Annotated in this window: 23 protein-coding genes; 8 read left to right on the forward strand and 15 right to left on the reverse strand. The window is 37.7% G+C overall.

Annotation, left to right across the window (positions count from 1 at the left end):
* Positions 1-157 precede the first annotated feature (157 nt).
* Positions 158-1,948, forward strand: a complete 1,791-nt coding sequence (locus PZ892_RS05205) for a DUF262 domain-containing protein (RefSeq protein ID WP_277712286.1) — start codon at positions 158-160, stop codon at positions 1,946-1,948.
* A gap of 305 nt (positions 1,949-2,253) precedes the next feature.
* Here the strand turns inward: PZ892_RS05205 and PZ892_RS05210 are convergent, their stop codons facing one another.
* The 8 genes from PZ892_RS05210 to PZ892_RS05245 form a co-directional block, all read right to left on the reverse strand.
* Positions 2,254-2,928, reverse strand: a complete 675-nt coding sequence (locus tag PZ892_RS05210) for a hypothetical protein (RefSeq protein WP_003013290.1) — start codon at positions 2,926-2,928, stop codon at positions 2,254-2,256.
* 4 nt (positions 2,929-2,932) lie between these two features.
* Positions 2,933-3,844 carry a relaxase/mobilization nuclease domain-containing protein gene (locus PZ892_RS05215; RefSeq protein ID WP_150452507.1) on the reverse strand — a complete coding sequence of 304 codons (912 nt, stop codon included), beginning with the start codon at positions 3,842-3,844 and terminating at the stop codon, positions 2,933-2,935.
* Positions 3,825-4,187, reverse strand: a complete 363-nt coding sequence (mobC, locus tag PZ892_RS05220) for a plasmid mobilization relaxosome protein MobC (RefSeq protein WP_150452508.1) — start codon at positions 4,185-4,187, stop codon at positions 3,825-3,827. The genes PZ892_RS05215 and mobC overlap by 20 nt, the downstream gene beginning before the upstream one ends.
* Positions 4,188-4,257: 70 nt before the next feature.
* Positions 4,258-5,139 (reverse strand): toprim domain-containing protein, encoded by an 882-nt coding sequence (locus PZ892_RS05225; RefSeq protein ID WP_150452513.1) that lies wholly within the window; start codon positions 5,137-5,139, stop codon positions 4,258-4,260.
* A gap of 144 nt (positions 5,140-5,283) precedes the next feature.
* On the reverse strand, positions 5,284-6,330 hold the full coding sequence (locus tag PZ892_RS05230) for an AAA family ATPase (RefSeq protein WP_150452509.1): 1,047 nt from the start codon (positions 6,328-6,330) through the stop codon (positions 5,284-5,286).
* The gene (locus PZ892_RS05235) at positions 6,330-6,629 is read right to left on the reverse strand and encodes a helix-turn-helix domain-containing protein (RefSeq protein ID WP_150452510.1); all 300 of its coding nucleotides are present in this window, start codon (positions 6,627-6,629) and stop codon (positions 6,330-6,332) included. Before PZ892_RS05235 ends, PZ892_RS05230 begins: the two co-directional genes overlap by 1 nt.
* A gap of 166 nt (positions 6,630-6,795) precedes the next feature.
* Positions 6,796-7,698 carry a hypothetical protein gene (locus PZ892_RS05240; protein ID WP_150452511.1) on the reverse strand — a complete coding sequence of 301 codons (903 nt, stop codon included), beginning with the start codon at positions 7,696-7,698 and terminating at the stop codon, positions 6,796-6,798.
* Positions 7,699-7,702: 4 nt separating this feature from the next.
* Positions 7,703-9,034 carry a site-specific integrase gene (locus PZ892_RS05245; protein ID WP_150452512.1) on the reverse strand — a complete coding sequence of 444 codons (1,332 nt, stop codon included), beginning with the start codon at positions 9,032-9,034 and terminating at the stop codon, positions 7,703-7,705.
* A 1,042-nt stretch (positions 9,035-10,076) separates the two neighbouring features.
* Between PZ892_RS05245 and PZ892_RS05250 the strand changes: the two genes are divergently transcribed.
* From PZ892_RS05250 to PZ892_RS05260, 3 genes are all read left to right on the forward strand, one after another.
* Entirely contained in the window at positions 10,077-11,882 is a 1,806-nt protein-coding gene (locus PZ892_RS05250) for a serine hydrolase (RefSeq protein WP_277712290.1), read from the forward strand.
* A 61-nt stretch (positions 11,883-11,943) separates the two neighbouring features.
* Complete coding sequence (locus PZ892_RS05255; protein ID WP_277712291.1) at positions 11,944-12,600, forward strand: hypothetical protein; 657 nt, start codon at positions 11,944-11,946, stop codon at positions 12,598-12,600.
* 111 nt (positions 12,601-12,711) lie between these two features.
* Positions 12,712-13,605, forward strand: a complete 894-nt coding sequence (locus PZ892_RS05260) for a metallophosphoesterase (protein ID WP_277712292.1) — start codon at positions 12,712-12,714, stop codon at positions 13,603-13,605.
* 61 nt (positions 13,606-13,666) lie between these two features.
* On the opposite strand, the gene PZ892_RS05265 is transcribed toward PZ892_RS05260, so the two are convergent.
* The 4 genes from PZ892_RS05265 to PZ892_RS05280 are packed head-to-tail and all read right to left on the reverse strand — an operon-like array spanning position 13,667 to position 21,215.
* On the reverse strand, positions 13,667-14,863 hold the full coding sequence (locus PZ892_RS05265) for a DUF4998 domain-containing protein (protein WP_277712294.1): 1,197 nt from the start codon (positions 14,861-14,863) through the stop codon (positions 13,667-13,669).
* A 16-nt stretch (positions 14,864-14,879) separates the two neighbouring features.
* Positions 14,880-16,076 (reverse strand): DUF5000 domain-containing lipoprotein, encoded by a 1,197-nt coding sequence (locus PZ892_RS05270; protein ID WP_277712295.1) that lies wholly within the window; start codon positions 16,074-16,076, stop codon positions 14,880-14,882.
* 17 nt (positions 16,077-16,093) lie between these two features.
* Entirely contained in the window at positions 16,094-18,025 is a 1,932-nt protein-coding gene (locus PZ892_RS05275; RefSeq protein WP_277712296.1) for a RagB/SusD family nutrient uptake outer membrane protein, read from the reverse strand.
* A 19-nt stretch (positions 18,026-18,044) separates the two neighbouring features.
* Positions 18,045-21,215 (reverse strand): TonB-dependent receptor, encoded by a 3,171-nt coding sequence (locus PZ892_RS05280; protein ID WP_277712298.1) that lies wholly within the window; start codon positions 21,213-21,215, stop codon positions 18,045-18,047.
* Positions 21,216-21,482: 267 nt separating this feature from the next.
* On the opposite strand from PZ892_RS05280, the gene PZ892_RS05285 reads away from it, so the two are divergent.
* Positions 21,483-21,920, forward strand: coding sequence for a hypothetical protein (locus PZ892_RS05285; RefSeq protein ID WP_277712299.1), 438 nt, complete (start codon positions 21,483-21,485; stop codon positions 21,918-21,920).
* A 154-nt stretch (positions 21,921-22,074) separates the two neighbouring features.
* Positions 22,075-22,722, forward strand: coding sequence for a hypothetical protein (locus tag PZ892_RS05290; RefSeq protein WP_277712300.1), 648 nt, complete (start codon positions 22,075-22,077; stop codon positions 22,720-22,722).
* A gap of 55 nt (positions 22,723-22,777) precedes the next feature.
* Here PZ892_RS05290 and PZ892_RS05295 read toward each other — a convergent pair whose 3' ends face one another.
* Positions 22,778-24,154 carry a tryptophanase gene (locus PZ892_RS05295; protein ID WP_277712302.1) on the reverse strand — a complete coding sequence of 459 codons (1,377 nt, stop codon included), beginning with the start codon at positions 24,152-24,154 and terminating at the stop codon, positions 22,778-22,780.
* A 190-nt stretch (positions 24,155-24,344) separates the two neighbouring features.
* On the opposite strand from PZ892_RS05295, the gene PZ892_RS05300 reads away from it, so the two are divergent.
* Entirely contained in the window at positions 24,345-25,433 is a 1,089-nt protein-coding gene (locus PZ892_RS05300) for a Gfo/Idh/MocA family oxidoreductase (RefSeq protein WP_277712303.1), read from the forward strand.
* A 12-nt stretch (positions 25,434-25,445) separates the two neighbouring features.
* On the opposite strand, the gene PZ892_RS05305 is transcribed toward PZ892_RS05300, so the two are convergent.
* Positions 25,446-25,682 (reverse strand): hypothetical protein, encoded by a 237-nt coding sequence (locus tag PZ892_RS05305; protein WP_277712304.1) that lies wholly within the window; start codon positions 25,680-25,682, stop codon positions 25,446-25,448.
* A 287-nt stretch (positions 25,683-25,969) separates the two neighbouring features.
* Here PZ892_RS05305 and PZ892_RS05310 point away from each other — a divergent pair, with 287 nt between their 5' ends.
* The gene (locus PZ892_RS05310; RefSeq protein ID WP_277712305.1) at positions 25,970-26,476 is read left to right on the forward strand and encodes an ankyrin repeat domain-containing protein; all 507 of its coding nucleotides are present in this window, start codon (positions 25,970-25,972) and stop codon (positions 26,474-26,476) included.
* 9 nt (positions 26,477-26,485) lie between these two features.
* Here the strand turns inward: PZ892_RS05310 and PZ892_RS05315 are convergent, their stop codons facing one another.
* Positions 26,486-26,893: a hypothetical protein gene (locus tag PZ892_RS05315; protein ID WP_141202136.1), complete on the reverse strand. Its 408-nt coding sequence runs from the start codon at positions 26,891-26,893 to the stop codon at positions 26,486-26,488.
* Positions 26,894-26,958: the final 65 nt, after the last annotated feature.

Consider the following 26,958-nt stretch of genomic DNA (forward strand, 5'->3'; position numbering starts at 1 on the left):
GCGGGTTTAGTGATAAATTCAACGGCAGTTCTTCGATTAAACTTTTGTGCAAAACTGAACATTTGTGCTTTGATTTCCGCCACTTCGCCAAGCTGCAAAACGTTATGTGTCACCCTATGACGACCGTACCAAATAGAAACGAACGACAAAAAGACAAATGCAAAAATATTCAGTAAACCAACATTTAATAGAAACAATTTTAGCTTGGGTAAATTCGGGCGAAATCGCAATTCCAGAAATTCAAAGACCTTTCGTTTGGGACAGCTCAAAAGTTCGTGACTTAATGGACAGTTTGTATCAAGGTTATCCAATCGGTTATGTAATCGCTTGGAGAAACCCGAACGTAAAATTGAAAGATGGTAGTTTAAGCGAAGGAAAAAAAGTTTTAATTGACGGACAACAACGTGTAACAGCTTTGACTGCTGCAATTCTTGGACAATATGTTATCAACAAAAATTATCAAAGAATAAAAATAAAAATTGCCTTCAACCCTATTGAAGAACGTTTTGAAGTACAAAACCCTGCAATTTTAAAAGACAAAGTTTGGCTTCACGACATTACAGACGCTTTTTCTGGAAAAATTAGTTTACTAAAATTAGTCAGAGATTATTTGGCTCTTAATCCAGACATTGACGAAGATTTAATTGAAAACTCATTTTCAAGATTAATCAGCATTGTAAAAAAACCAATCGGAATGATAGAATTAGCACCTGAATTGGATATTGAAACCGTAACGGAAATTTTCATTAGAATAAATTCAAAAGGTGTTGTTTTAAGTCAAGCAGATTTTGCAATGAGCAAAATTGCATCTGACACAGAAAATGGCGGAAACGAACTGAGAAAAGCCATTGACTATTTTTGTCATTTAGCCATTGCACCAGAATTTTACAAGCAAATTGTAGATAACGACAAAGATTTTTCGAAAACCGATTTTTTTCAAAAAATGTCGTGGCTTAAAACCGAAAACGAAGATTTGTACGACCCAAGTTACAACGATTTAATTCGAGTTGCATTTACTTCGCAATTCAACAGAGGACGACTTTCTGATTTGGTAAGTTTATTATCGGGTAGAAATTTTGAAACAAGAAGCTACGAAACAGAAATTGCCGAACAATCATTTTTGAAATTGAAAACAGGTGTTTACAACTTCATCAACGAAACCAATTTCAAACGGTTTTTAATGATTGTGAAATCAGCAGGATTTATTTCGCCAAAACTTATCCGTTCGCAAAACGCATTGAATTTTGCTTATATTGTTTACCTAAAACTAAAAGAACTTGGCGTTAACTCTGTTGCCATTGAAAGTTATGTTAGAAAATGGTTGGTTTACTCGATTTTGACAGGACGATATTCAGGTTCACCTGAAAGTACATTTGACTTTGACATCAAACAAATTTCTCAAAAACCATTTGGCGAATATTTACAAGAAAAAGAAGACGGAGAACTTTCAGACGCATTTTGGAACGCATCTTTGCCACAAAGTTTAGATACTTCCGTTGCAAGTAGTCCATATTTTCACGTGTTTTTGGCTTCACAAGTAAAAGCCAACGACAGAGGATTTTTATCAAAAGACGTTTTGGTTGGCGACTTAATTTCTTTACGTGGCGACATTCATCATTTGTTTCCAAAAGATTATTTAAGCAAAAATGGACTTGACAGAAGCAAATACAACCAAATTGCAAACTACGTTTATATGCAATCGGAAGTAAATATTAAAGTGGGTAACAAACCACCTAAAGATTATTTTGAACTTATCAAAACGCAAATTCTTGACGACAACAAATTGGTTAGTGGACTTTCGACCGAACAAGAGCTTTTGGACAACCTAAAAATGAATTGCGTGCCAACAGAAATTATGGAAATGAGCATTGACGACTACCAAGACTTTTTGACTTTAAGAAGAAAATTAATGGCTCAAAAAATTAAAGAATACTACAAAACATTATAATGCAAAAAGGGCGAACACATAACAGCAGTTTGGCAAAATGGCGGGTTCAGTGCTAAATTCAATGGCAGTTCTTCGATTGAACTTTTGTGCAAAACGGAACATTTGTGCTTCGATTTCCGCCACTTCGCCAAGCTGCGAAACGTTGTTAGCAATCCGCTGCGCTCCTTGCTAACAATGGCTCGGCGACTTACGTCGCTTGCCGTAAGCCGCCGCTTCGCGGACTGCTTACAACAAGCGACTTGGCTAAATAGCTCCGCTTTTGTATCTTCGATACAGCTTCGCTACTTCGCCAAGTCGCCGAGCCATTATTCAGGACTGTTTAAGTTTTTGATCTCCTGACGTTTTTGGTCTATACTGTTTAATAGTTTATTTTCTTCCTCTCTTTTAATCACCAAATTATGGAATTTCTTAGGGTTAAGAGAATGAGTAGAATCGATATGCGATGTTACATGCGGTAGCTCCAATTCTATCATTCGGTAACGCATTTCATACGATTTTCTATCGTCTAATTGTTTGTTCTTCTCGTATAGAACACCGAGACCTAGCGAAATAATGGTAGATAATGCTATCATAACAATGATCAGAGGTGTTGATTTGAGATCAATGCCGTAATGATGTTTTACAATGACCTGATCAGGAATTTCAGCTATCTTTGAAACAATGTCTTTTTCTTTGATTGTTAATACAGCTAATTCCTGTCTAGTTATTGTGGAGATTTCATTAGCTACATCCTGAAGTGTCCCATAATCGTTAATGATCTTAGATAGTACATCGTTTTCTCTTTTAATAAATTGCTTGATCTGTTGTAGTAGTTCCTGATCCTTTGCTCGCATTTCATGAAATTCCTGCATTTTCTTTTCATTTTCAGAAAGTAGGGAGACAATTGTAGGCATTATTCGTACAATATCCTGCGTGATCAAGTCTGTGTTTTCCTGCAATGCGCTTACCTGTTGCTGTATATTTTCTAATTCTGTGTTCATGGTATTAACGTTTTAGTCCGTAATTCTCTTTCTTTTTTCTTTTCTTGATCAACGGATCATCTTGCTCTGGTGTAATTTCGGGGTTCGAAAATAAAGCTGATGTTATGTGACCAAGTGTTTCTCCGATATTTCTGTCTATAGAATGATCCTTCGAAACATAGCTTCCAGAAATTTGATTTAGTTCAATAGAATTATCTATGCTATTTAAAGCCTTGTCGATCTGTCCGAAGCTCAATGAGCGGTCTATGGCAGAACCCCGAAATGTCTGTTCATCTTTGATGAACGAAATACCTTGAACCTCATCCGACCCCAATCTATATTTAAACTGCATTTCCACACCTCTGTAACGGATATAATTTTGTAGTTCCTTCCAGTTTTTACTGTGTCGTATGCCTGCCTTGACGGTGTCGTAAATTTGGTATTTCGTTAGATCATTACCTTTCAGTCTACCTCTGTTGACATTTCGTTTTCCTTCGGACTGCTTAAAGCCATATAATGCATTTAATTCTTTACAAGCTTTAAAGCTCTTATACCGCTGATTGCTATTGGAGATAGTTTTGCCATGATCGTTTACCCGATTAAAAATAATATGGATATGATCATGTTGGCGGTCGTGGTGGCGCACCATTAAGCATTGGGTATCCCTAATATCTAATTTTGATAAATAACGCTTAGCTGCGGATAGCATGATGTCATTATTCAGCTTGTTTTTATCTTCTGTATTCCACGAAAGAATAATGTGTCCGACTGCCTTGCCCAATCTTGGATTCAGCATCCGCTGAAAATTAAAGTCCTGTGTGATGGTCTTTGCCGAATCCGTCCGTAATCCATTTACATGGATAATCTCACTATCTTTTTTCAGGGCGTATCCAACGCATCCGCCGAAAGATCGGCCCTCAATTATCTTCGCTATCATGGTGCAGTAGTTTATTGATACAATGGTCAATGTGATGGATCGTATTTTTGCATTCCTGTGCCACCTCAATCAGTCCAGACTGGTGTGCTTTTTTAGTTAGCTGATTTAGATTGTTCGAAGCCCCAGTAATCGCCCTAAAAGCTTTCAATTGTTCTTCGGTAAACCTAGGTGTAATTTTTCGTAGGATCGCAGATTTGCGTACCCATTCCGATTTGCTCATACCTGCAATTTTTGCATTATGCAAAACTCTGTTATGTTCGCTTTCATCGAAACGGACATTGATCCTGAACTGTTTTTTATTTTCGAGTGCGGGTCTTCCGCCTTTTTTCTTGTTATTTTTCATCTTGTTTCTTTTTAGCTGTGACCATCGGGAGCCAATCGGTTTTGGGGTCACCAAAACACAACCTTGCTTCCTACCTATTCGATAGCTTTCTTCCAGATTGGGTGCTATGAATTTGTTCTTTGTGTGATCTGAATATCAGGTAGTCATTGACATCCTTGATCCTGTTGTCTTGCCTCTGCAATTCTTCCATTCCATTTTTTACGGCATGCGTTTTCTCAAAATGGGTTCGCAAACTGTGGTAAGATTTTAAGCCACTGCTATCTGTGTCCAGATAGCTTGTTATTCTGTTATGTCGCTCTAAGAATGGATATGCTTTTTGCAGATTGGCTGTCGTATTCAGGATACAGAAGTTCGTATTTAGATACGGCTTACCTGCATTCTTTTTTAACGTCATAAAGGACAGCAGATCTGTGAAGCCCTCAAACACAACAACATCTTTGCTACCGTTACCGATCGTAGTGATCCCCTTTGTCAATAGGGAGCGTTTGTCATAGCTGTTGCGCAGTTCGTATCCACCTGCATCATTCTTAAAACAGACGGCAAAGTACGTCTGTCCATTTGCCGTCCTGTAATAGATTTCCTGACAGTATGCGCTGGCAATTTCAATATCTATTTTGCGTACATCGGTCAGATAGTCGATCAGCGCTTTGTTTGTAAGTGGTTTTACGGATAGTATGGTGTACGTCCGATTATTTTCCTGTTGCACAATCGGTACTTTATCCAATACGGTCTGCTGGTGAAAAGAAAGGATATTTTTTCTTTCATCAGCCCAATCCAATACTGTTGATAGGTTGTCCGTGTCCAAAAACTTCATCAGGAAGTCAATGTTGTTACCTCCCAAACCATCCGAATGCGAATACCAGATATTTCTGTGTATATCCACCTTTGTCGAAGCGGTTCTTTCGTTCCCTCCATTGAACGGATTTCTAAGCCATGCTTCACGGCTGTTCATTCTGGCACACGGAATCTGCAGGTAATTTAATATGGATATGAGCGGTATGCGCTTAAGTTCATCACATGTCATAATCGTAATCTTTTAAGTCGGTTTAGTTTAGTCTATTACTATATAGGGTCGGACTAAACTAAACCTGTTTTTTTAGTAATAGAATTCAGGATTAAACCGGTAGGTCTTATCGTTCTTGATGACTATCCGTTTGTTTTCCAGAAATGTCTTCAGCTGTTTGGCTTTATTGATGCCGAAATTGAAGCCTTTTGCTAGATAAGCGTCCTTTAATCTTCGGACAAAGTCATCATAACTGCAGGTTATTTCACTATCGTTAAACATTTCCTGTAACACTTCCCGATGGTTCTCTTTGGAAAGCTCCTGATAGTCGAACCCTTTTCTCGATGCAGTGCCTGACAGGTCAAAGTTCTCGTCCAGTACGGGCAAACCATCATCTATATAAAAGGTAAATGGCTCAAACTCGATATCCCTGATGAACTTTGGAGCCACGGTGCTGTAGTTTGCATCCAGATCGCTTTTGGTGACCTGTAAGATGGATTCTGCCTTATTGTTCAATTCAGTCCCCAAATGGCCTCTTGTGTTGTCATCACCCTTGTTTAAGTGTAGTACGGTATGGATATGGATATTAAGTTCCTGTGACCATTTCATCAGCTTGCCGGTAATTTCAGTCGCTTCCGTTGCATTATTGATGTCGTAAACAAGATCCCTGATCCCGTCTATTATCACTAGACCTATCCTGCCCGCATATTTGGACAGGGCATATTCGATGATACTAATGCGCTCTTTGGTGGGGTATTCCCTCAAGGATATGAATTTTAGGTTTTCATGGACTTCCGTTGTCGGGTAATTTATGAGCTTGTAGACCCTTGAAAGTAACCTGTGGCAATGGAACTTGCTCTGCTCTGTATCGCAGTACAGCACCAATGGACGGTTTATGGGAACTTTGACCTTGTATTGTAATATCTGTTTTCCGCTCAATGCAGCAGCCACCAATGAAATCACATTGAATGTTTTCCTGCTCTTCGCCTTTCCCGTGGATGCGCTGAAATTCCCTAATGTACCGATAACGGAATCGGAATTGCTGATTGTTATCATGATAGGGGGTTCTAAAAATTCATCTGTTATTTTTACTATAGCCCTGTCTAGTGCCGTGGCTGTGTCCTGGTTAAACGAGATCATTATTTACCTCCTTTGTTCCGGTTGTAGCCGGCCATTGAAGCCACTACCTCCTGTTTTTTGAAATAGATCCGCTTTCCCATACGCATGTAGGGGATATGTCCCTGCTTCATCCACTCGGTCAGGCTGACGAGTGAAATGTCAAGTTCGTCCGCCATTTCCTTTTTGGTCAATAGTTTTTCGGAAGATCTGTTCTCGGTGTTGTCCGATGTGTGCTTCACATCTGAAATAAAAAGGTGAAGTTCTTCCCTTACAGCATCCTTGATGCAGTCCCTAAGGGCTTTTTGGTCAAATTGAATCATACTTTGCTCATGTTTACACGTTTAATGATTCGAAGTCGTGGCCACTTTCTTCGAGTGAATTAACATGGGCAAAGTTGGGAAGTATAGAGATAAAAAATCCCCATATCGTTAAACGTCATGGGGGTTTTGAGGGAGTAAAATTAGTTTAAAGTATCATGGAGCTACTTTATGTGTAATCTCGATTGGATTCCTTGATATGGAAATACTTTTCTCTGTTGTGTGATTTAAGCAGTGATATTCCACTTTTTCCTAGAAAATAATCTCTGACAGAATTCCAATTTATTTCTCGATTATTATCCTTAGGAATATTGTTGTCTCCATATTCAAAGTAATTGGAAAGTAGTGATGCCCATGTGTCTGGGCTTCCTTGTAAATAATTTCTTTTGGTCGAAGGGTTTTCTAAATCTTTCATTTGAAGCAAAAGATCTAGCAAGGGTTTGTGATCACCGCTAACAATCTGAACCTTCGTCATTGGTGCTATTGCTTTGTGCTTCTTCTTTTGTTCATTCAATTCAGAGATTTTATCGGCCAGTTCGGATTGTAAACGATCTCTTTGTTCAATGATATTTTTATACTCAATGAAAAACTTGTCCGAACCAACTTCATCAAATAGGAGTTTGGAAAGAACGGTCTTTGTGTCGTTTATGTTTTGCCAATTCATGATTTCCTGCACGTAAGAAACGGATTTTTTAATCCGATCCTCATTTGTTAAGGTTACTTCCCATTTGTCAACCTGTTTTAAGGCTTCTCTAAATTTGGATAGCCTGTATATTCTTGTTTTGGTTATCGTTTTGTAATAATGCAATGTCTCTCTTGATTTAATGTCCTGGTCAACGTACTCGATAACCTTTGTAAGAAATGTTTGCTCATTGCCAAGAGGGTTGTTTTCAAAATAGTATTGTAGGTGGTAACGGTAAAAGGGTAGGTATTCGTTCTCTTTCAGGCTGAAAATACACATCACTAAATAACCTGGGGTATGGAAACGCTCTACTTTCAGAAATCCACCTAAATCAAATTTGTTTTTTCGAAGTTTCCAAGCTTTTCTCAACTTAAAAAAAATTTCTTCCATAGTTTTAAAATTTATTGAGTGCATCGATTAACGAATCTGTGCTTGCCGATTCGTATTTCATTAAAGTCCGTATGTCAGAATGTGCCGTCAGTTTTTGTACAAGCGTGATCGGTACGTTTCTGCTCAATAGGTTCGTTACCATTGATCTTCTGCCGACATGGCTGGTTAGAAAATCGTACTTCCTTTTTTCTATCACCAGCTTCTGCTTGCCCGAATACCGTGTTATCTTGATGGTCTCGTCCAGTCCTGCGAGTTTTCCTACCGTTTTTACGTATTCATTGAACTTCTGGTTGGATATCTTGGGTACGCTGTAACCGATACGTTCCAAGATATCTTTTGCAGGGGCTATATACCCCTCAAAAGGTACGATTACCCTTTTCTTGACCTTTACCGAAATAAAGTCCCAAGCATTGTTTTTTATATCCTTTGGATCGAAGTTGATCAGATCCTCAAATCTTTGCCCTGTGTAGCACAATAGACAGAACAGATCCCGTACTCTTTCCAGACTGGGTCTGTCCGAAAGATCATGGTTCATCAGTTTTTCTATTTCGGATTCGGACAGGGCAATGATCTCATTGTAGGCTTTCTTCTTAAAGTTTGTTTTTTGCGTTTTGAAAACGTCGGGATGCACCAGATAATCATTGTCGTTGCACCACTTTAGGAATACCTTCAACGTGGATATGTATTTGTGTATGGTGTCATTTAGCAAACCTTCCTTTTCTTCATCGTTCGTATTCCTCTTCTTGCTCAGGAACACTTCGAACTGATCGAGAAATTTGCTGTCCAGTTCCCTAAGGACAAGATTTATACCTTTCTGTTTTTCAAAGTCTTCCAGACCTTTGAATACCGTCCTGTATTCTTTTAGTGTGCCGTCTTTGACAAAATTGGATTTATAGGACAGGAACTGTGTTTTTAGGTGGGAAATGGATATTTCGTTGCTTACCGCATTGTCCCTGTCGATACAGCCCTGTATGATCTGTTTATAATCTTCTTTGGATAGAAACTGGTTTTTGTCTTTTTTGCCCATCGCTTCCCGGATGCAGAGGTTGGCAAGGTTGTTCAGTTCGACATTGAATTCCAACGCTCCGCTGGCACTTGGTTTAAGCCTTTCCTTTTCAAAATCCCAACTTTTGGGTAAAATCTTATAGTTTGTCCTGTATTTTATCCTACAGGATTTATCCGGTGAAAAGAATAGATACAGCGCAGTGAGCGATGGATTCCAGAACTTCTGTGCAAGGTTTTTCTTTTTTCCTCCAACCTTGGCCAGTTCCAGTTTGACCTTTTCAGGTGCAATATCAGGGTTATAGGGCTTGTCTAAATAAAAATTTACTTTCATATTTTTCGGACATATTTCGGACAAAAATGCTTAATATTACCATATTTCACCTTTGTAAGGTTAGGTAAAGATAGGTAATAATATTTGTAAATACCTAATAATCAGGTTTAAATAAGGAAAGTAAAAATAGGGTATGATAACGGTTCGAATCCTGCCACCCCGACACAAAAAAGCTCGACATTCGTCGGGCTTTTTTTGTGTCCGGGTGTGGCAGATTCGAACCGGGGTTCGATCCGTAGGAGCTTCAGGGTTTGCGTTTGGGGCTCGTGGGGCTGAAGCCAACTTTTCTCGCTGCGGGTAAGAGTTTGGGGTTCGCGGGGCGCAGCAAATCCTGCCACCCACTCTAGTATTTAGTAGAAAGTATTTAGTATTGAGACAACAGCCGCACAATAAAAAGCTCGACATTCGTCGGGCTTTTTTTATGTCCGGGTGTGGCAGATTCGAACCGGGGTTCGATCCGTAGGAGCTTCAGGGTTTGCGTTTGGGGCTCGTGGGGCTGAAGCCAACTTTTCTCGCTGCGGGTAAGAGTTTGGGGTTCGCGGGGCGCAGCAAATCCTGCCACCCACTCTAGTATTTAGTAGAAAGTATTTAGTATTGAGACAACAGCCGCACAATAAAAAGCTCGACATTCGTCGGGCTTTTTTTATGTCCGGGTGTGGCAGATTCGAACCGGGGTTCGATCCGTAGGAGCTTCAGGGTTTGCGTTTGGGGCTCGTGGGGCTGAAGCCAACTTTTCTCGCTGCGGGTAAGAGTTTGGGGTTCGCGGGGCGCAGCAAATCCTGCCACCCACTCTAGTATTTAGTAGAAATTATTTAGTATTTAGACAACAGCCGCACAAAAAAGCTCGACTTTCGTCGGGCTTTTTTTATGTCCGGGTGTAGAATCTTCTAATAAGCTTGATACAAGTAATTTAGGAGGTTTTTGATCCACCCTCCTAATCAAAATTAATTGATTCAAATTTTATTGAATTACAGAAGAAAGCGTTTTATTATTCAGTTACTTATTTCTACTTTAGAACAACTGTTACATAAAAAACCAATTAATGACAAATTTCAAAAAGATGCTTTCCATTTTGGTTAGCATGACCCTTTCAGCTTATTGTTTTGGCCAAAACATATCCCCTCAAAATAAACTTAATAACCTTGATTCTGTATTTAACAAGATACTGAAGGATTATCATGTATCGGGTTTTTCGGTGGCAGTGGTCCATAAAGATAGTGTCGTGTATTCGAAAGGATTTGGGTTTCGGGATTTGGAAAAAAAATTACCGGCTACTCCTCAGACTTTATATGCAATAGGGTCTTCCACAAAAGCATTTACAGCAGCTCTGTTGGGGAAATTGCTGGATAATGGCAACTCACTAGATGACAAGGTTATTAAATATTTACCATCTCTTCATTTTAAGGATGGCCGTGAATTTCAGGTAACCATTAGAGATTTGATGACTCACAGAACAGGATTAAATAGATATGATTATTCATGGTATGTTTTTAACACGGATTCCAGAGATAGTCTCTTGCAACGTGTAAAATATATGGAGCCTACCGCTGACCTGAGAGCAAAGTGGCAATACAATAATTTTATGTACTTGGCACAGGGTATGGTTGCCGAGCATATTACCAAAAAGAGCTGGGAGGAAAATGTCAAGGAACAATTCCTTACTCCATTGTCAATGAAACGGACAAATTTTGATGTAAAGGAAATGGCAAAAGATCCAGATGCATCCAAAGGATATACAGTAGATGATAAAAAGAACATCAAAGCAATTCCATATTTTGATATTCAGGGTATGGGACCTGCCGGAAGTATTAATAGCAGTGTTATGGATATTTCACAATGGCTTAAATTATGGATTGCAGGTGGGAAATTTAAAGGAAAGGAAATTCTCCCAAGTAAATACATCGAACAAGCTGCCAGTTCGCAAATGGTTATATCAGGAGGGCTACCAGGTAAATATCCCGATATCTACGTGAGTAATTATGGATTAGGCTGGATGATAAGCTCCTATAGAGGTCATTACCAAGTAGAACATGGTGGGAATATTGATGGATTTTCTGCTAGTGTCAGCTTCTTTCCAAGTGATCAGCTAGGAATTGTTGTTCTTACCAATCAAAATAGTTCCCAAGTGCCTGATATCATACGTAATTTAATCGTAGACCGTTGGTTAGGATTATCAACTATCAACTGGAATGAACGAAGTGTTACGCCAGAAAGTAAAGAGGATGAAAAGGAAGAAAAGGTCGATTTAGTCCGAGTTTTAAATACTAAACCATCACACATTAAAACTGACTATATTGGAAAATTTAGTAACCCGGCTTATGGCTCCTTCCAAATAGCACTGAAAAACGACTCATTAAAAATAACATTAGGAAAGCAGCATGCTTTGCTGAGCCATTACCATTTTGATGTTTTTGAAATGCGAGAAATTAATGAGAAAGGAAAAGTAGACACAGCAGAAAGCGTATCGAAAATTAATTTCCGATCAAGTATGGATGGAAAAATTGAAAGCGCTACGATCGATTTGGATGATCCTTCTGGAAATCCAGTTGAATTCATAAAGGAAATTGTGGCAAAAGAAATCCCGAAAGACTTGTTTGAAAGTTATATAGGGAAATACAGTGTTGAAGGAATGAATATCGTAGTGACAATAAAAGAGGGTGTTTTATTTGTTGATGTTCCGGGCCAGACCAATTACGAAACCATTGCGCAAGGCGACCATAATTTCAATTTAAAAGATTTGAAAGGATATTCTATTCGCTTCGAATTTGATGATAATGCTAAAAAAGCTTCTGCGCTTTATTTTATTCAACCCAATGGAACATTTAAAGTAAAGAGAGTGGATAGGTAAGTGGGTGAATTATAACTATAAAGAATTATTTGTAGCTTAGGTTTGTTAAAATTTACCAATTATGAACAAGACATTACTCATTGGATTGTTCTTGATATTTGGACTGTACAGTTATGGTCAAGTATCAACAAATCCAGAATTATCCTACCCAGAGGGTATTTATTCTACCAAAGAAGATTTCCTTAAAAAGACTCCCAATGATACAAAGGAGTTAATAGCTAAAGGTATACTTTGGGGATCTAAAGAAATCACAGATACAATTCCAGATCAATGTTTGTTTTTATACAAACACAATGGCAAGAAATTGAGGAAAACTTTCGCCGTATGTTATAAAGGCAATTTATATTTTCAAGCCTTTTCCATTTTGACCAACAGAGAGAAAAAAGATAAGGCCCAAACAACAAATTTCCCGAATTCTTTTTGTCGAGTTCTTATTGCTGGAGATAACTTCTTATACACTGAACTTGAATTAGCTAACTCTTGGAAGCAAGGCTTGGGCTATGGTTTGGGAGGTGTAGCTGGCGGCGCCATTGCCTCAGCGTCGATTAAATCAAAAGGAATAGTATGGGATGTGAAAAATCAAGAATTTAATATTTTCCGAAGCTGTAAAGATTTCAATAATTTCATCACAGCCCTATACCCGGAAGGCGTTCAGGAATGTAAAGACCAACAACCTGATCTTCTGAAAGTACGTGAAGCTATTGAAATTATCAAATAAACGACGCTCAGAAGGAATTTTTACTTAGAGTGGAAATCTAAGAAGATTATTTTATTTTCTAGGTTTGTCAGGTTTTCATTTATTATTTTTAAAGGATAAAAGAACAGCAAAATGAGTAATAAAATCGCATTCCTTCTCACTTTTCTAATATCAATGAATCTGAGCAAAACTGTTGGTCAGGTTCAAGACAAACCTTTGCAGATTGGTCTGATTGCCGATATTCAATATGCCGATAAAGAGGATGGAAAATCAAGGTTTTATAGATCGTCCATTCAAAAACTCGAAGAGGCAATTTCCTACTTAAATCAAGAATCTATTCTATTTAATGTGGTATTGGGAGACTTAGTGGATGAAGGGCCGAAAGATTTAGCGCCAATTCTCAGCCGTTTAAATGAATTGAATGCTCCACATTTTAACCTTTTAGGGAATCATGATTATCCTAAAGAATATCAGAATAAGCTCTTTAAAACCTTTGAAATGGATAAAGAATATTATTCCTTAGTAAAGGAAGGCTGGAAGTTTATTTTCCTGAATACCAATGAACTCTCTTCTTATGCTGTAAAAAAAGGCTCAAAATTAGAAAAAGAATATACTAAGTTGAAATCAGTTTTATCTACGGAAAGTCGTCAGAATGTGCAGGATTGGAATGGGGGTATTGGAAGCAAACAATTGCGATGGTTGGAAAAGGAATTGAATTCTGCAGATAAAAAAGGATTGAAAGTCATCGTTTTTTCTCATCATCCATTTCTTCCTGAGAATGGATTGGAAACCTTAAATAACAGAGTATTAATCGACTTATTTGTCAAGCATAAAGCTGTCAAGGCGGTACTTTCCGCACATCATCATCCCGGAAATTTTGAAATGTATAAATCTATTCCCTTTATCACTTTAGAAGGGATGGTGGAAACTAAAAGCAATGCTTTTGGATATATGAGTTTATTTCCTGATAAATTAATCATTCATGGACAGGGCAGAATGACAACTAGAGAAGTAAGCTTGAGATAGCTAGCCTGATAAAAAAATACCTCAGAGATTTGAATCAAAATCCCTGAGGTATTTTTTTAAATTATGGATTATACCAGAATGATATTTCTCCCATATGACTTTCTATGCTATTGTCCTGGGTTTTCAATACTCGAATACGAATATATCGAACTGCAGGTATACCTTCGTCCAACTCCACCTTGAATGGCGCAATGCCATTGTCTGTCCTCTTAACTGTTTTAAGTAATTTCCAGCCTTTTGATGTTGATTCTGTTGACCATTTTGGATCAGTAGCTGGAAGGGCAGTAGAAGCATTTTTCACATCATTTATCCCCCATATTTCAAACTCTATCGGATTATGACAAGCACAATCTTGACGACCAGATTCCTCAAACATGGTTAATTGCCTGCTCTCTCCTAAATCAATGGTGAAATGATGCGGTATACTTCCTCCCTCTGAATGATAAATATTTGGAAAACTTCCCAATTGACCATCCCAGATATTCGATAATTTAGTTCCATAACCATCAGCTGGAATATCATTCGGTAAATTAATTTTCACCCACTTTTCTTTCGAAACCATTACATTTTGAACTAAAATTGAATCCTGATTCACATTCTGAAATGAATCTATTGCTCCTGTAATAGGGAGATAAGTGGATTTGTAATAAACTTTAGTACCCAGTTTCCAAGATAAATCGGTCGTTACATCTTCCGGACCAATCACCAGCACTCTTGCTTTATTCTGAGAATCCACATACTTTATTTCTGTATGCATGTAAATAGTATCGGGAGTTCCCCATTCGATTGTCAATTGCGATTTATCCGCTAAATAATCCACTTTTTTAACAGGTCTATTTAATAATGCTGCTTGATATTTTGAACCATAAATATTGACAGGTGGAATTTCAGTAGCTACCGAACGATTACCATTGCCATCATAAGAATAAATGGTAAAAGTATAACTCGATTCCTTTAATTTATCAATGTAATGTTTGACTGTATCGCCTATTTTGAACTTAGAGGCATCAACCTCGGAAGAGTCATTCCCATTATTCCAGAATACTCTGAACTTGGTCACACTTTCATCCAATTCTTTCTTCCAGGCAAGAAGCACACGTCCGTTGCCAGGATGTGCCTTGATATCAGAAGCTTTGCTAGGATAGATCTTCTCGCCATCCTCAATGTATTTTTTATAATCATCCCATTTCCTACAGGATTGACTAAAAATCGCTAATAGGATTATCCCTGTTGCGAAATAAATATATTTTTTTAACATGTTGATTTCATTTAAGTTATTGAGGATCACCCCAGAAAGTGAGTTCAAGTGCATGGAAAAAGTCTGTATTTCCCCAGTTTTTTATGATCTCCATCCGGATATACCGAACTGGAGGAGCATTTAATGGGAAATTGAATTCCTCACCAAGCCCATCAATTCCATTCGCATGGTTTCTATCATCGTCTGAAACTTGGCCAACTGGTAATCCTGATGGTTTTACAGAGTAACAATCCATTAACTTGATCCATTTATCCATTTCTCCAGAAGCATCTGGTACGGTCGCTGAACCATACATGCGCCATTCCTTCGGATTTCCATGTGCATAAAACCAACTTCCAGTACGTTGTAATAATTTAAATCGACTCAATTTTACGACAGCACCTAGGTCAAATGTAAATTTATGAGGCCTTGGAAGGGCACCTTGTAAGGTGTGAAATCCAGGTTCACCTAATTTATTGTCCCACATATTGGACATCACCCAGCCCCATGCAGCAGGCTGGTCGCCAGGAAGCACATATTGCCTAAATTTGGACTTATCCAATATCTTTTCAAATAGTGGCTTCACCTCTTTGTAAACTGTATCAGAATGGTTATTCCACCTATCTTTTATATACACCCCAAAGGTTCTAAGTTCTGGTTCATATCCCCGAACTGAAAAGGATCCGTTCTTGATGGCAGTATAAAAGGTTTCTGTAGGTGAAAACTCATCATTATTGTCCTTGGTCAATATCACAACGGCAATTTTTGACTCCTCAGGGTTTTGAAAAGTTACATTCATCCCACCAAAATCCTCACGAATACTCATGCTCTTGGCAATTGTTCTAAATGTTGGTTCTGAAGGATTTACTTTGATAACAACTGGCTCTGAAAGTCTTTCACTTTTGCTTACAGAAAACAATTCTACTTGGTATTCACCTTCCTTATTGAAACCATCCACGCGAATAGTGTCTCCGTATCTGGAACTTTTTGCTTCCCGTACTATTTCGTTGTTAATAGAATATTTTGCCAAGACATATTGTAAGTCCTGGCTCTTCGGAAGAGTATATGTGATAATCGCTGATCCTGGTCCGTTTTCAATTTTTACATTGGTCACCTGACCCGGTATTTCCCCATCTTTATTAATGGGTTCATGATTATTTAAGTCGCTCTTACTGCAAGAACCAATTAGGCTTAGAACAGCAAAAAACAGTAAATATTTAATTAAATTTTTCATTTCAAATTCATTTAAGGTTACCATCCTGGGTTCTGTACTAGATTTGGATTGTTAATGATCGCATCTTCTGAAATCGGCCATAAATAATCCTTAAGTGAAAATATTGGACTGATCACTGTTTTAACCCGATAATAATTGTCATCATCCTGTTCCAAATCCCATCCTTTAATTGGTAGATTTAAGTAATTCTCAGCTATTTTCCAGCGACGAAGGTTCCAATATCTTTTTCCTTCAAAAACAGTTTCAATCAATTGCTCTCTTCTGATTATATCTCTTAACCCATCCTGTGAATTTGGTTTGTTTGGATTCCGAGCATATTTTGTCCAGCTTTCTTTTACACCCAATAAACCAGCTCTTTTACGAACTAAATCAAGGTTTTTATATACTTCATCACTTGGACCACTATATTCATTTAATGCTTCTGCATACATGAGATATAATTCAGCTAAACGGATAACTGGCCATGGATAATTAATCGTAGTGTAACTGTCAGAATTACTTCCAAAGTCATTCTTGTAGTTAACCAATTTTTTAGGCCAATAACCTGTGATGGAATATAAAGAAGCTCCTAATTGTGCTCCGCGTTGTCCTGCTTTTCCTTCGATAAACCAGGTTTTATTATCATCAAATAAACCATTCCCATACCAGATTCCGCCATCAAAACCTAAGCTTGCATAAAAGCGAGGCTCTCTATCAAAATGTAATTGCACGGTGGACATATTTTCTTTGATATAATATTTCTCCTGAGCCGTTGCAGTGCGAATTCTGGTGAATCTGTTTTCATAGTCATAAGTTTTGTCTTCCTCAATTGGAACTCCCTTATTGCTGTAAAACATCTCGGCTATATGTAAAGGCGGTGCTAACATCGAACGTATCGACTCATTTGTACTTGGTGGCGATGGCAATTTTGATGGATCTCCCGAAGAAATCCTTGCTTGTGCCAATCCCTGTACACTGGATGCCATTGCGTTGCTTGAACCCCAAATTACCTCTGGATTCCATTTATCAGTAATATTCGCTCGCACATTCATCGTTATACGAGTCGAATCTGACATTGTCTCCCCGGAAATCGGCGTGTAATAATATAAGGTTGCACCTGAACTTACAGCCAAATCGATAGCAGCTTTGGTAGCATCCAATGCTGCTTTCCATTTCTCCTTGTCTACATTCGAATTAAATAAGCCTAAGCCATCCTTATTCTTAAAACTTGAGTAATCTTGATTACCATTAAATAAGGGACTGGCAGCAGTGACTAAAACCTGTGCCTTTAATGCCAATGCGATTGGCTTCGTAATCCGACCTAATTCTGAGGCCTCGTTTAATATGTTCTGAGGTAAATCAGTAACTGATTCATCAATTAAGCTAACTATATAACTTACAACCTCATCTACAGGTTGTCGAGAAACACGTACTTCCTCGATCGATGCTGATACTGGCAAACTTTCCTTAATTAAAGGAATTGGCCCATACATTCTAAATAAATAAAAATGATAATAGGCCTTCAAAAATTTCACTTCTGCTATCCATCTTTTGCGTTCGCTCTCAGTCAAATCAGGTACAGTTTCAACATTGTCCAAGAAAATATTACACTCCCGCAATGCCTGGAAATAGGGTTTGCCACCATTCCAGCCATCCCAATAATTACCAAATGGATTGACGATATTCTGCTCACCTCGCTGAATTCGATTTAAACCTATGTCAAAATAGGTGGAAGGGTAGTGAATCGCAAACTCATCGCCTGTAACAAAACCTGGATCCGCAGCCGAATTACCATAGCTAGGAAGATTATTATATACCGTAAATAAATACTTCTCCGCCTCTGAACGCTTTCTAAAAGCATATTCTATAGTTCCAATTCCATCTGGAGTAACATTCAAATAACGTTTACAACCAGTGAAGACAATGGAAAATAGTAGGGGAGTTATTATTAAAATCAAATATCTTTTCATTTAAACAAAAGTTTAAAGGTTAAAAATTCATATTAAGACCTATGTTGAATACTTTTTGCAATGGATAGCCTAAACCATTACCTCCCATTTCAGGATCCCAAAGCTTGAATTTGCTGAAGTTGAAGAGATTACTTCCACTAAAGTAAATCCTGAAATTGGTGATTTTGAATCTGTTCGTAAAGTCTTGAGGAAGAGTATAACCCGCCTCTACGCTTTTCACACGTAAGAAACTTCCATTACGCATAAACCAAGTGCTCGATTGATTGTTGTTCGCAATGGCAATCGTTGATAATCTAGGCCAAACCGCATAGATATCCCGACTTTCTTCAGACCAATGACTATCAGCATAAGCCTGTAACAAAGCATTTTCTCCTAAAAACCCATTGTTGATTCCATTGCCATCATAATTTACAAATGGGGCTGTAGCATAGGGGTCTATCCAAAAGGACTCCCGCGCTAAGCCTTGGAAAAATACCGAGAAATCTAAATTCTTAAACCCAATAGAAGTACCAAAACCATAGGTGATTTCTGGTGCTGTAGGGTATCCGATAGGAACCATATCTAAGGTCGTAATTTGACCATCTCCATTTACATCGCGATATTTAATGTCTCCAGCCTGGTACAATCCGAAATTCTGTCTTGGTGAATTCGCAACATCATTCTCATCTATGAATAATCGTTCTGCGATATAACCCCAGTTTTGATTAATCGACTGACCCACATGTGATTTATACCGATCTACATATTCTGGTTCCTCATATTTTACAAATTCACTGGTAGCAAATGTGAAACTACCGCGGGTTATCATCCAGAAATTTGAATTGAAATTATGAGTGTAATCTAAGGAAAGATCTACCCCCTTTGAACTAGCTTCACCCACATTCGCCATCGTAACAGTGGATAATCCCATGGTTGATGGTATGGATGAACGAGTCATCAAGATATTCTTTCTTCTTTGTTGATAGGCCTCTGCAACGAGATTGACCTTATTAAATAATCCCAATTCAATTGCTGCATTCGTCTGATAAGATTTTTCCCAAGTAATATCCAGATTCGGATATCTGGAAATGGAAACTCCATTGGCGGTATAGCCGTTGTCAAATCCAAAGGTTGCCCCTCGACCTGCATTATCTAAATTAACACTTGAAAGATAGAAAAAGCGATCTTCAGCACGTCCAATGGCATCATTTCCAACCAAACCATAAGATCCTCTTAGTTTTAATTTATTGATGGAAGAGACATTCCAAAATTTCTCATTAGATACAACCCAAGCTAAACCAATAGTTGGGAAGAATCCAAACTGCTTATCTCTATAAAACCGCTCCGAACCATTATAACCAAAGTTAAACTCGCCAAAATAACGATTGTCGTATGCATATGAAGCTCTACCTGAAATACCAATGTTTCGATGGGGAAGCGAAGATTGTAAATCAAAGTTTTCAGTGGTTGATAATCGCTGTTGCATCACAAATACCAAGGTGCCACCAAAATTGTGTTTCTCATTAAATAGACGATTGTAATCTAAGGTCACTTGTCCATAAAGCTCGGTGCTTAGATTTCTATTTTGGTATAATGGCCTGATATCTTCATAATGAGCAGGACCTTCTTTTTCATTAAGGTAGTTTAAGGTGTATTTATCTGTGTTTTTATCATAAATACCAATATTATAGAAATAAGGACCATAAGCCCTAGCAACATCAAAATATGAATAACGGTTTGTACTGAATAATCCTTTGGCATTTAGGCCTTCAGTAATCGAGAATAAATTTTGATTAAGTTCCAATTGAGCTAGCATCCTCGATTGCGAATATTCCTTATATCCTCTCAACATTTCTGCATAGGGATTTAAGTAATAAGAACTTCCTGACTTGTAATTTCCAAATAAAACATGTTGTGAGGCACTGTTAGCTTCATCCGGCGCATAAAATGGTGCAAATAGGGTAGGACTTGATCGTAATGCTTTTTGATACATCCCAGTACCACCGTCTATTGGTCCCTTGTAATCATCAAAAATTCCGTACATCCGAACAACAAGTTCTGTTTTCGGAGTTAATCGCATGTTTACATTGGAACGCAATTGATAACTATTCAACTTAACATTACTGTTGAAGTTGTTTTTTGGATCTACTTTTAAAATACCGTTATCAATATTATATGCTCCCGCAACATAATATTGAGCAATCTTTCCTCCTCCGGTTACACTTAGATTGGATCTTTGATTCGATGTCCTTTCCTTGAACATTAAATCAAACCAATCGGTTGCCGGATAGACATAGGGGTTATTTCCGCCTTCTGCAACCTTATCAATTCTATTTTGGGGATATAATATGTGTGATAAGGGATCTCTTGTTAATTGTGCCTCAGTATATAATTTCATATGAGTCACGGGATCTGCAATGTCAATTTTTTGGGTTGGTGCAGAAATAGAATTCTCTATCCTGAAATTCAGCTTGGTTGCACCTTCTTTACCTTCTTTGGTAGTGACGAAAATTACGCCGTTGGCACCACGTGCGCCATAAAGTGAGGTGGCACTTGCATCTTTCAGGATCGAAAAACTTTCAATGTCATCCGGTTGCAAACGTGCTAAGTCGGTCGTGGTAAGCTCAATGTTATCAATTAAGATCAATGGACTACCACTACCATTTCCAAACGTTGTAACTCCACGTATAAAGAATGAGGCATCATCAGCCCCAGGCTCTCCAGATCGTTGATAGGCAATTACTCCCGAAAGCCGCCCCGCAAATGCAGTTGTTAAATTGCTCGATGGGACTTTTAATTCCTTGGCATTGATTGAAGTGACGGAACCTACAATAGCTTCCTTCTTCTGTTTCTTACCAAAGGCAGTAACGACTACGGATTCAATCTCGGCCGAGGACTCCAATAATGTAGCATTGATTACGTTATTTCCTGCGACAGGAATCTGTAGCTGTACAAACCCAATAGCAGAAAATACTATTATCCCATCCTTTTTAACATCTAGGACGTACTTTCCGTTAGAATCTGTACTTGTTTCCTTCCCATCTGATGAAACACTAATGCCAGCTAGTGGTTTGGAAAGGGAATCGGTTACTAAACCTGTCACAGTAATGGTTTCTTGTGCATTAGCGGACAGATTACTTAAAATCAGAAGGAATATCACAGCAATAGCCACGAAGCCTCCCGAAAACATGGGGTGTTTTCTTTTTTTCATAATTGAGGTTTAAGTAAAAGGTTTAGTTTTTAATGGTTTATATGAAAGTACCACATATAAATTAATGCACTGTCCTGTACTGTTATGCTTTTGTTACAACACCCATTTTCCAAACCCTTACTCTTAGTAATCCCCCATCTTATTTTAATTCCTAATTTCTTTGAACTAAATCTAACTGACTTTCTAATCCCTATTAACTCCCATCCTTTAATCTATTTTTAGACCTTTCACAAAACAACAAGTCAAAAATTAGCCTATATTTAACAAGTGAAAAACACATTATTATTCTTAATAGCCTTCTTTTTATTCATGGCCTCAGCTTTTTTACAAAGCTGTACTGAGTCCATCAAAGGTGAATTAATCGAAAAAAAATTAGTTTCCTATCAAGGTAGAGATACCGTGACTATAGATTTGATGCTCCACAAAAAGCGATTTGTTGGACAATATAAAGTAACTGGCCCTGGTGATTATGTAGTGCTAGGGGAAGTAGAAGGAGAGATAAAAGCGGATACCTTGCTTGGAAGTCTAATCTATACCCCTTATGGCTGGCGTGATAAAAAACGTAAGGCCTTTGCCTTGCTAGCTACGGAGAACCAATACATATCTGGTAAAGGCACTGAATTGATCTATATGGGGATTCCTTATTTTGTAACTAATACACTAACATTTGGTCCAGAGAAAGGAATCTATCAAGTAGTTGATTAACTTTGGTCATCCTAAAACTTTTCAAACAAATCCTGTAGCCTTTTATTTACCTATTTCTTAATAATTTAATAATAGCTTAATCTAGTATCTATTGAATGATATCTTTACGGAATCATGAATTCATTTTTGAAAAATTGATTTTAATAGAATTTTAATGGTTAAGAAAAGTGTATTAGAAAAGCTTCCTAATAAGGAATTGGAAAAATTTATCCTCCCGGACTCTAGAAAGGTTCCTGAAGCAATTAAATTGGCATATGAAATCCTATTGGAAAGAGGACGCGAATTTTCAGATGAGGAAAAGGAAAGGGTAGAAGCTTTTATTGATGGGAAAGTCCAAGAAGAAAACGAAAAGGAGTTTAAGCAAATAAGGGTATTTGATAAGAAATTGACAGATAATGAAAATGCTATCCCACTCTATACCAATTTTGCCATTTTTATGATCAGCTTACTTTTTGGAGTTATGTTTGGATATATCTTAGCCATGATAAATTATATAATTCTAAAAAAATATGGATTGGCGTTTATTTTATTCATTATTGGAATTTTACTTCTGTTCCTATCAATATTCTTAATTCAAAACTACCTGCCCGAAGCCCAATTTTATGATACTTTTGAAAGTTGGTTGTTTGCTACCGTATTAGCAGGTGTTGGATTATTGATCATTCATCTTTTCAATCAGAATTTTATTTCAAAGCAAATGTCCTATAGGTCGAAGTCAATTACAATTCCTTTGATCTTCATTATCATATTTCAGATAGTACGCTTCATCTATGTTGAGAATATACTTAATGATGGCTTTTAAAAGATAAAGACTTGAGAGAGTATATGATTTTTATCTCTCTCAAGTCCATCCAGATTTATTTTTTCTTTAACAGAATAGTGAAGTGTCTCAATATTTCTGATTCCCACACAATTTCAAGACCTGATCTTATTTCTTCACGCCTGTCGAAAATGTTCTTTAAGGCAGCTGCGACATAGTCCAGGTGCTTATAGCTGTAGGTCCTTCGTGGGATTGCCAATCGTAGTAACTCAAGCTTTGGAAAACGATCTTCCCTTGTTTCTGGATCTCGATCTGCCAAAAGAGTACCTATTTCAACCCCTCGAACACCTGATTCCTTATATAATTCGATCGCCAGGGTCTGTGCTGGATATTCCTCACGAGGAACATGAGTCAGAAAATTTAAGGCATCCACAAAAACAGCATGTCCGCCAATTGGTTTCTGAATGGGAATACCATATGCTATAAGTTTATTCCCAAGATATTCCACTTGATCAATCCTAGCTTTTAAATAAGGTAATTCAGTAGATTCTAATAATCCTTGAGCCAAGGCTGCAAGATCCCGACCTGCTAATCCGCCATAGGTAATGAAACCCTCATAAATAATCCCCATGTTTCCACAGGCACGATAAAGCTGTTCATTACGCATCCCGAGGAGACCTCCAATATTTACTAAGCCATCCTTTTTTGCTGACATGGTAAATCCATCACCATATGAAAACATCTCTTTTACGATTTCCTTGATAGTCTTGTCTTGGTATTCATCTTCGCGCTCTTTGATTAAATAGGCATTTTCAGCAAATCTTGCAGCGTCAAAGAAGACTGGAATTCCATATCGATCGGATAAGGCCTTAACGTCCTTAATGTTTTGCATTGAAACAGGCTGACCTCCCGAAGAATTACAGGTTACTGTAATCATACAAAAGGGAATATTTTCCTTTGGATGTGCCTTATACACCACTTCCAATTTCTCTAAATCTATATTTCCTTTAAAAGGGTGGAGGTTATTGATGTCAAAAGCCTCATCAATGGTACAGTCTATTGCATGCGCTTTACGAAATTCAATATGACCCTTGGTGGTGTCAAAATGAGAATTTCCTGGTACCACATTATTCTCCTTTACTAAGATACTGAAAAGCACATTCTCTGCTGCTCGACCTTGATGCGTTGGCAAGAAATATGGAAAGCCTAAGGTATGACGGACAACTTCACGGAGTTTCAGATAGGATTGAGAGCCTGCATAACTTTCATCGCCCATCATGATTTCTGCCCACTGTCGATCAGACATGGCTCCAGTTCCTGAATCTGTTAATAAATCAATAAAAACACGGTCGCTGGCAAGGTTAAAAAGATTGTTACCTTCCTCCTCAATCCACTTTTCACGCTGTTCTCGGCTAGACATAAAGATTTCTTCAACCATCTTTACTTTATAGGGCTCGGCCCATGGTAGTTCCATAAAATTTATATTTGGTTCACTGTTGTTAAAGTTAAAAAATTAATCTAGGAAATCTATGATTGCTGCTTATCAGGAATGGAACATTTTTGTTATAAATAGATAAATATGAAGCTGATAGAAGAGTTTATTCTTGATTTTATATAATTTAGAATGTTTTTAGTCAAATAGACCATCACCTAAACTAATCAATATGAAATCAATTTTGTCAAGCATGTTTTTTATGATTCTTTCAATATCATTGATTGCCCAGGAACCTTTGAAATTGGCTGTTGCGGGATTGAGTCATGGCCATGTGGATTGGGTGTTTAATCGGAAGGACAAAAAGGATATGGTCCTGGTTGGAATTTATGAGCAAAATCCAGAATTGGTAGAAAGATATATCAAACGGTACCAATTGGATAAATCTTTGTTCTTTACGAATTTGGAGGAAATGCTGAAAAAGGTGAAACCAGATGCGGTTTCAGCATTCGGAGCTATCTCTGAGCATATCGATGTCGTTCGAGCTTGTGCCCCCAGAAAGGTGCATGTCATGGTGGAAAAACCATTGGCAACGAATTTTGCCCATGCCAAAGAAATTGAACAACTCGCTAAGAAAAATAATATCCATGTGCTGACCAATTTTGAAACTTCTTGGTATGAAAGCAACCAAAGAATAAAAAGATTATTGGAAGATGGAAAGTTGGGTGAAGTAAAAAAGGTAATGGTGAATGATGGCCATCAAGGTCCAAAAGAGATAGGAGTGAGTAAAGAGTTTTTTGAGATATTGACAGACCCTGCAAAAAATGGAGCCGGTGCTTTGGTGGACTTTGGATGTTATGGAGCTAATTTGATGACCTGGTTGATGAATGGAGAAAAACCCTTGTCAGTTACTGCGGTGGTACAACAAAATAAACCTGAAATATATAAGGAAGTGGATGATGAAGCCACCATTATTCTTCAATATCCGAATGCCCAATGTGTAATTCAAGGATCTTGGAATTGGACATTCTCTAGAAAAGATATGGAGGTTTATGGTAACAAAGGCTACGCCATCGCAGTGGATGCAAAAACACTGAAAACGCGATTACAAGAGAATCAACCTGAGGAAATAATAAAATTGGATAATCGTCCAGCTCCCTACAATGATCCCTTCTCGATCTTAGCAGCAGTGGTCAATGGTTCAATTGTCCTGGATCCATTGGACCAGTATGGGTTGAAGGTCAATGTGACAGCAGTCGAAATCCTCGATGCAGCCATGAAGTCTGCAAAAGAAAAAAGAACTATTCACCTCCGGGAGTAACCTAGTCAAGGACTAAGGCTGGCTTGGCTGATCAGTTGGAGCCTCATCTTTTTCCTCATCCTTTACCTCGTCTTTGCCAGCAAACCACCATAGTGCCGCACCAACTAATACAAAAGCTATTTTAATAAGCCAAGCAGTTCCTTCGCCCCAATTATAAATCCAAATTAAAATGCGAGGCACTGCATTAAAGAAATTCATAATGATGGCTAATATGCCATATAAAAATAAAATTGATCCCAAATTTTTCATGCTATCTTGATTTTGTTTTTGATTGAAACTAGTACCCCTTTAATGTTTGAATTCTTCATCCTTAAAGGTTAATCTAATTTAAGGAGGATTCATTTTTGGAAACATCCCTGAAATCAGGTAAATATTCGATTGACGAATACGATAGTCTAGACATGTATTCATGCCTTGAATAATTTTGAGATTTATTAAATATTTGTTAACTTATTTATTGAATAGCTAAGACTTAAGTGTAAAATAACTGGATTATTGAAAGAATATTTCAAAATAGAAAAGAAAGGAGTTTGGCTTTGACTTTAAAAATTAAAAAAACTGATACTGCTCTCGAAGCATTAAGAAAAAGTGAAATACAACAAGTAAAAGAATATTATAGGACCATTAACATTGATAAAACCGATAGATTGAATCGGACACTTCTCATGAATGCCATTATTTATGGAGAGTTGGAATTAGCAAAATGGGCCATTGATCATCATGCTAATATCAATCATCAAGACACAACAGGTTTGTCGGCCTTGCATGTGGCCGTGGAAAAGAATGAATTTGATTTCGTTTCCCTGATGTTACATTCTGGGGTCCGCGTAGATTTGCAGGACCGCTTCGGAAATACAGCTCTCTGGCGTGCCATGATGGACAATGTAGATATCAATATTATCAACCTATTGATCCAATATCATGCTGACCCCGATCTGAAAAATAATTATGGAATCTCAGCAAGGGATTTATTGAATGAAGAAAACCATAACTGGCCAATCTTAATCAATATATTTAATGAGAAAAATCCAGCTTATCATTAATCAATACCGTTACCGATTTACGTAAAGGTTGTTTTTTATGTGATCTTGCCATTTCTTGATCACTGAACAGGTCTCGTAGGCCTCTTGCTTTACAAATTGCTGTATTAAGGAATCTAAGGTCAAAATGAATTCATCCAGATGAATAAAGTTACCCTCCTCATCCCGATAATCGGATAGAATCTCTAAAAGAAAACAATGCGTCTCAAACTCGCGGAATTTGTTCTGATAGTTTTGGTCGGCTTTTAACCATAACTTCTCAAGCTGAAAACCCGATTTAATATGCATATGGCAGGCGTCTTCGTATTCTGTACGATGCATTTTCAGTTCCTTTTTCATTTTTTCGACTCTGGTTTGCAGATGATCATACATCGTGGATAAATGAATCTGTACCTCTCGTTGTTTTGAAATAAGTGGCATAGTATATTTTTTTGGATGCTCGCAGAATTTTCAACAAGTCAAATTCAATTTTGTTTTATTAATTT

Origin of the sequence: Sphingobacterium sp. WM (assembly GCF_029542465.1) — a bacterium.
GTDB classification, from domain to species: Bacteria; Bacteroidota; Bacteroidia; order Sphingobacteriales; family Sphingobacteriaceae; genus Sphingobacterium; species Sphingobacterium cellulitidis.

Excerpts from the sequence above, each read along its gene's own strand:
- PZ892_RS05205 (WP_277712286.1), top strand. The coding sequence starts at position 158 with ATGCAAAAATATTCAGTAAACCAACATTTAATAGAAACAATTTTAGCT.
- PZ892_RS05210 (WP_003013290.1), bottom strand. The coding sequence starts at position 2,928 with ATGAACACAGAATTAGAAAATATACAGCAACAGGTAAGCGCATTGCAG.
- PZ892_RS05215 (WP_150452507.1), bottom strand. The coding sequence starts at position 3,844 with ATGATAGCGAAGATAATTGAGGGCCGATCTTTCGGCGGATGCGTTGGA.
- mobC (WP_150452508.1), bottom strand. The coding sequence starts at position 4,187 with ATGAAAAATAACAAGAAAAAAGGCGGAAGACCCGCACTCGAAAATAAA.
- PZ892_RS05225 (WP_150452513.1), bottom strand. The coding sequence starts at position 5,139 with ATGAACAGCCGTGAAGCATGGCTTAGAAATCCGTTCAATGGAGGGAAC.
- PZ892_RS05230 (WP_150452509.1), bottom strand. The coding sequence starts at position 6,330 with ATGATCTCGTTTAACCAGGACACAGCCACGGCACTAGACAGGGCTATA.
- PZ892_RS05235 (WP_150452510.1), bottom strand. The coding sequence starts at position 6,629 with ATGATTCAATTTGACCAAAAAGCCCTTAGGGACTGCATCAAGGATGCT.
- PZ892_RS05240 (WP_150452511.1), bottom strand. The coding sequence starts at position 7,698 with ATGGAAGAAATTTTTTTTAAGTTGAGAAAAGCTTGGAAACTTCGAAAA.
- PZ892_RS05245 (WP_150452512.1), bottom strand. The coding sequence starts at position 9,034 with ATGAAAGTAAATTTTTATTTAGACAAGCCCTATAACCCTGATATTGCA.
- PZ892_RS05250 (WP_277712290.1), top strand. The coding sequence starts at position 10,077 with ATGACAAATTTCAAAAAGATGCTTTCCATTTTGGTTAGCATGACCCTT.
- PZ892_RS05255 (WP_277712291.1), top strand. The coding sequence starts at position 11,944 with ATGAACAAGACATTACTCATTGGATTGTTCTTGATATTTGGACTGTAC.
- PZ892_RS05260 (WP_277712292.1), top strand. The coding sequence starts at position 12,712 with ATGAGTAATAAAATCGCATTCCTTCTCACTTTTCTAATATCAATGAAT.
- PZ892_RS05265 (WP_277712294.1), bottom strand. The coding sequence starts at position 14,863 with ATGTTAAAAAAATATATTTATTTCGCAACAGGGATAATCCTATTAGCG.
- PZ892_RS05270 (WP_277712295.1), bottom strand. The coding sequence starts at position 16,076 with ATGAAAAATTTAATTAAATATTTACTGTTTTTTGCTGTTCTAAGCCTA.
- PZ892_RS05275 (WP_277712296.1), bottom strand. The coding sequence starts at position 18,025 with ATGAAAAGATATTTGATTTTAATAATAACTCCCCTACTATTTTCCATT.
- PZ892_RS05280 (WP_277712298.1), bottom strand. The coding sequence starts at position 21,215 with ATGAAAAAAAGAAAACACCCCATGTTTTCGGGAGGCTTCGTGGCTATT.
- PZ892_RS05290 (WP_277712300.1), top strand. The coding sequence starts at position 22,075 with ATGGTTAAGAAAAGTGTATTAGAAAAGCTTCCTAATAAGGAATTGGAA.
- PZ892_RS05295 (WP_277712302.1), bottom strand. The coding sequence starts at position 24,154 with ATGGAACTACCATGGGCCGAGCCCTATAAAGTAAAGATGGTTGAAGAA.
- PZ892_RS05300 (WP_277712303.1), top strand. The coding sequence starts at position 24,345 with ATGAAATCAATTTTGTCAAGCATGTTTTTTATGATTCTTTCAATATCA.
- PZ892_RS05305 (WP_277712304.1), bottom strand. The coding sequence starts at position 25,682 with ATGAAAAATTTGGGATCAATTTTATTTTTATATGGCATATTAGCCATC.
- PZ892_RS05315 (WP_141202136.1), bottom strand. The coding sequence starts at position 26,893 with ATGCCACTTATTTCAAAACAACGAGAGGTACAGATTCATTTATCCACG.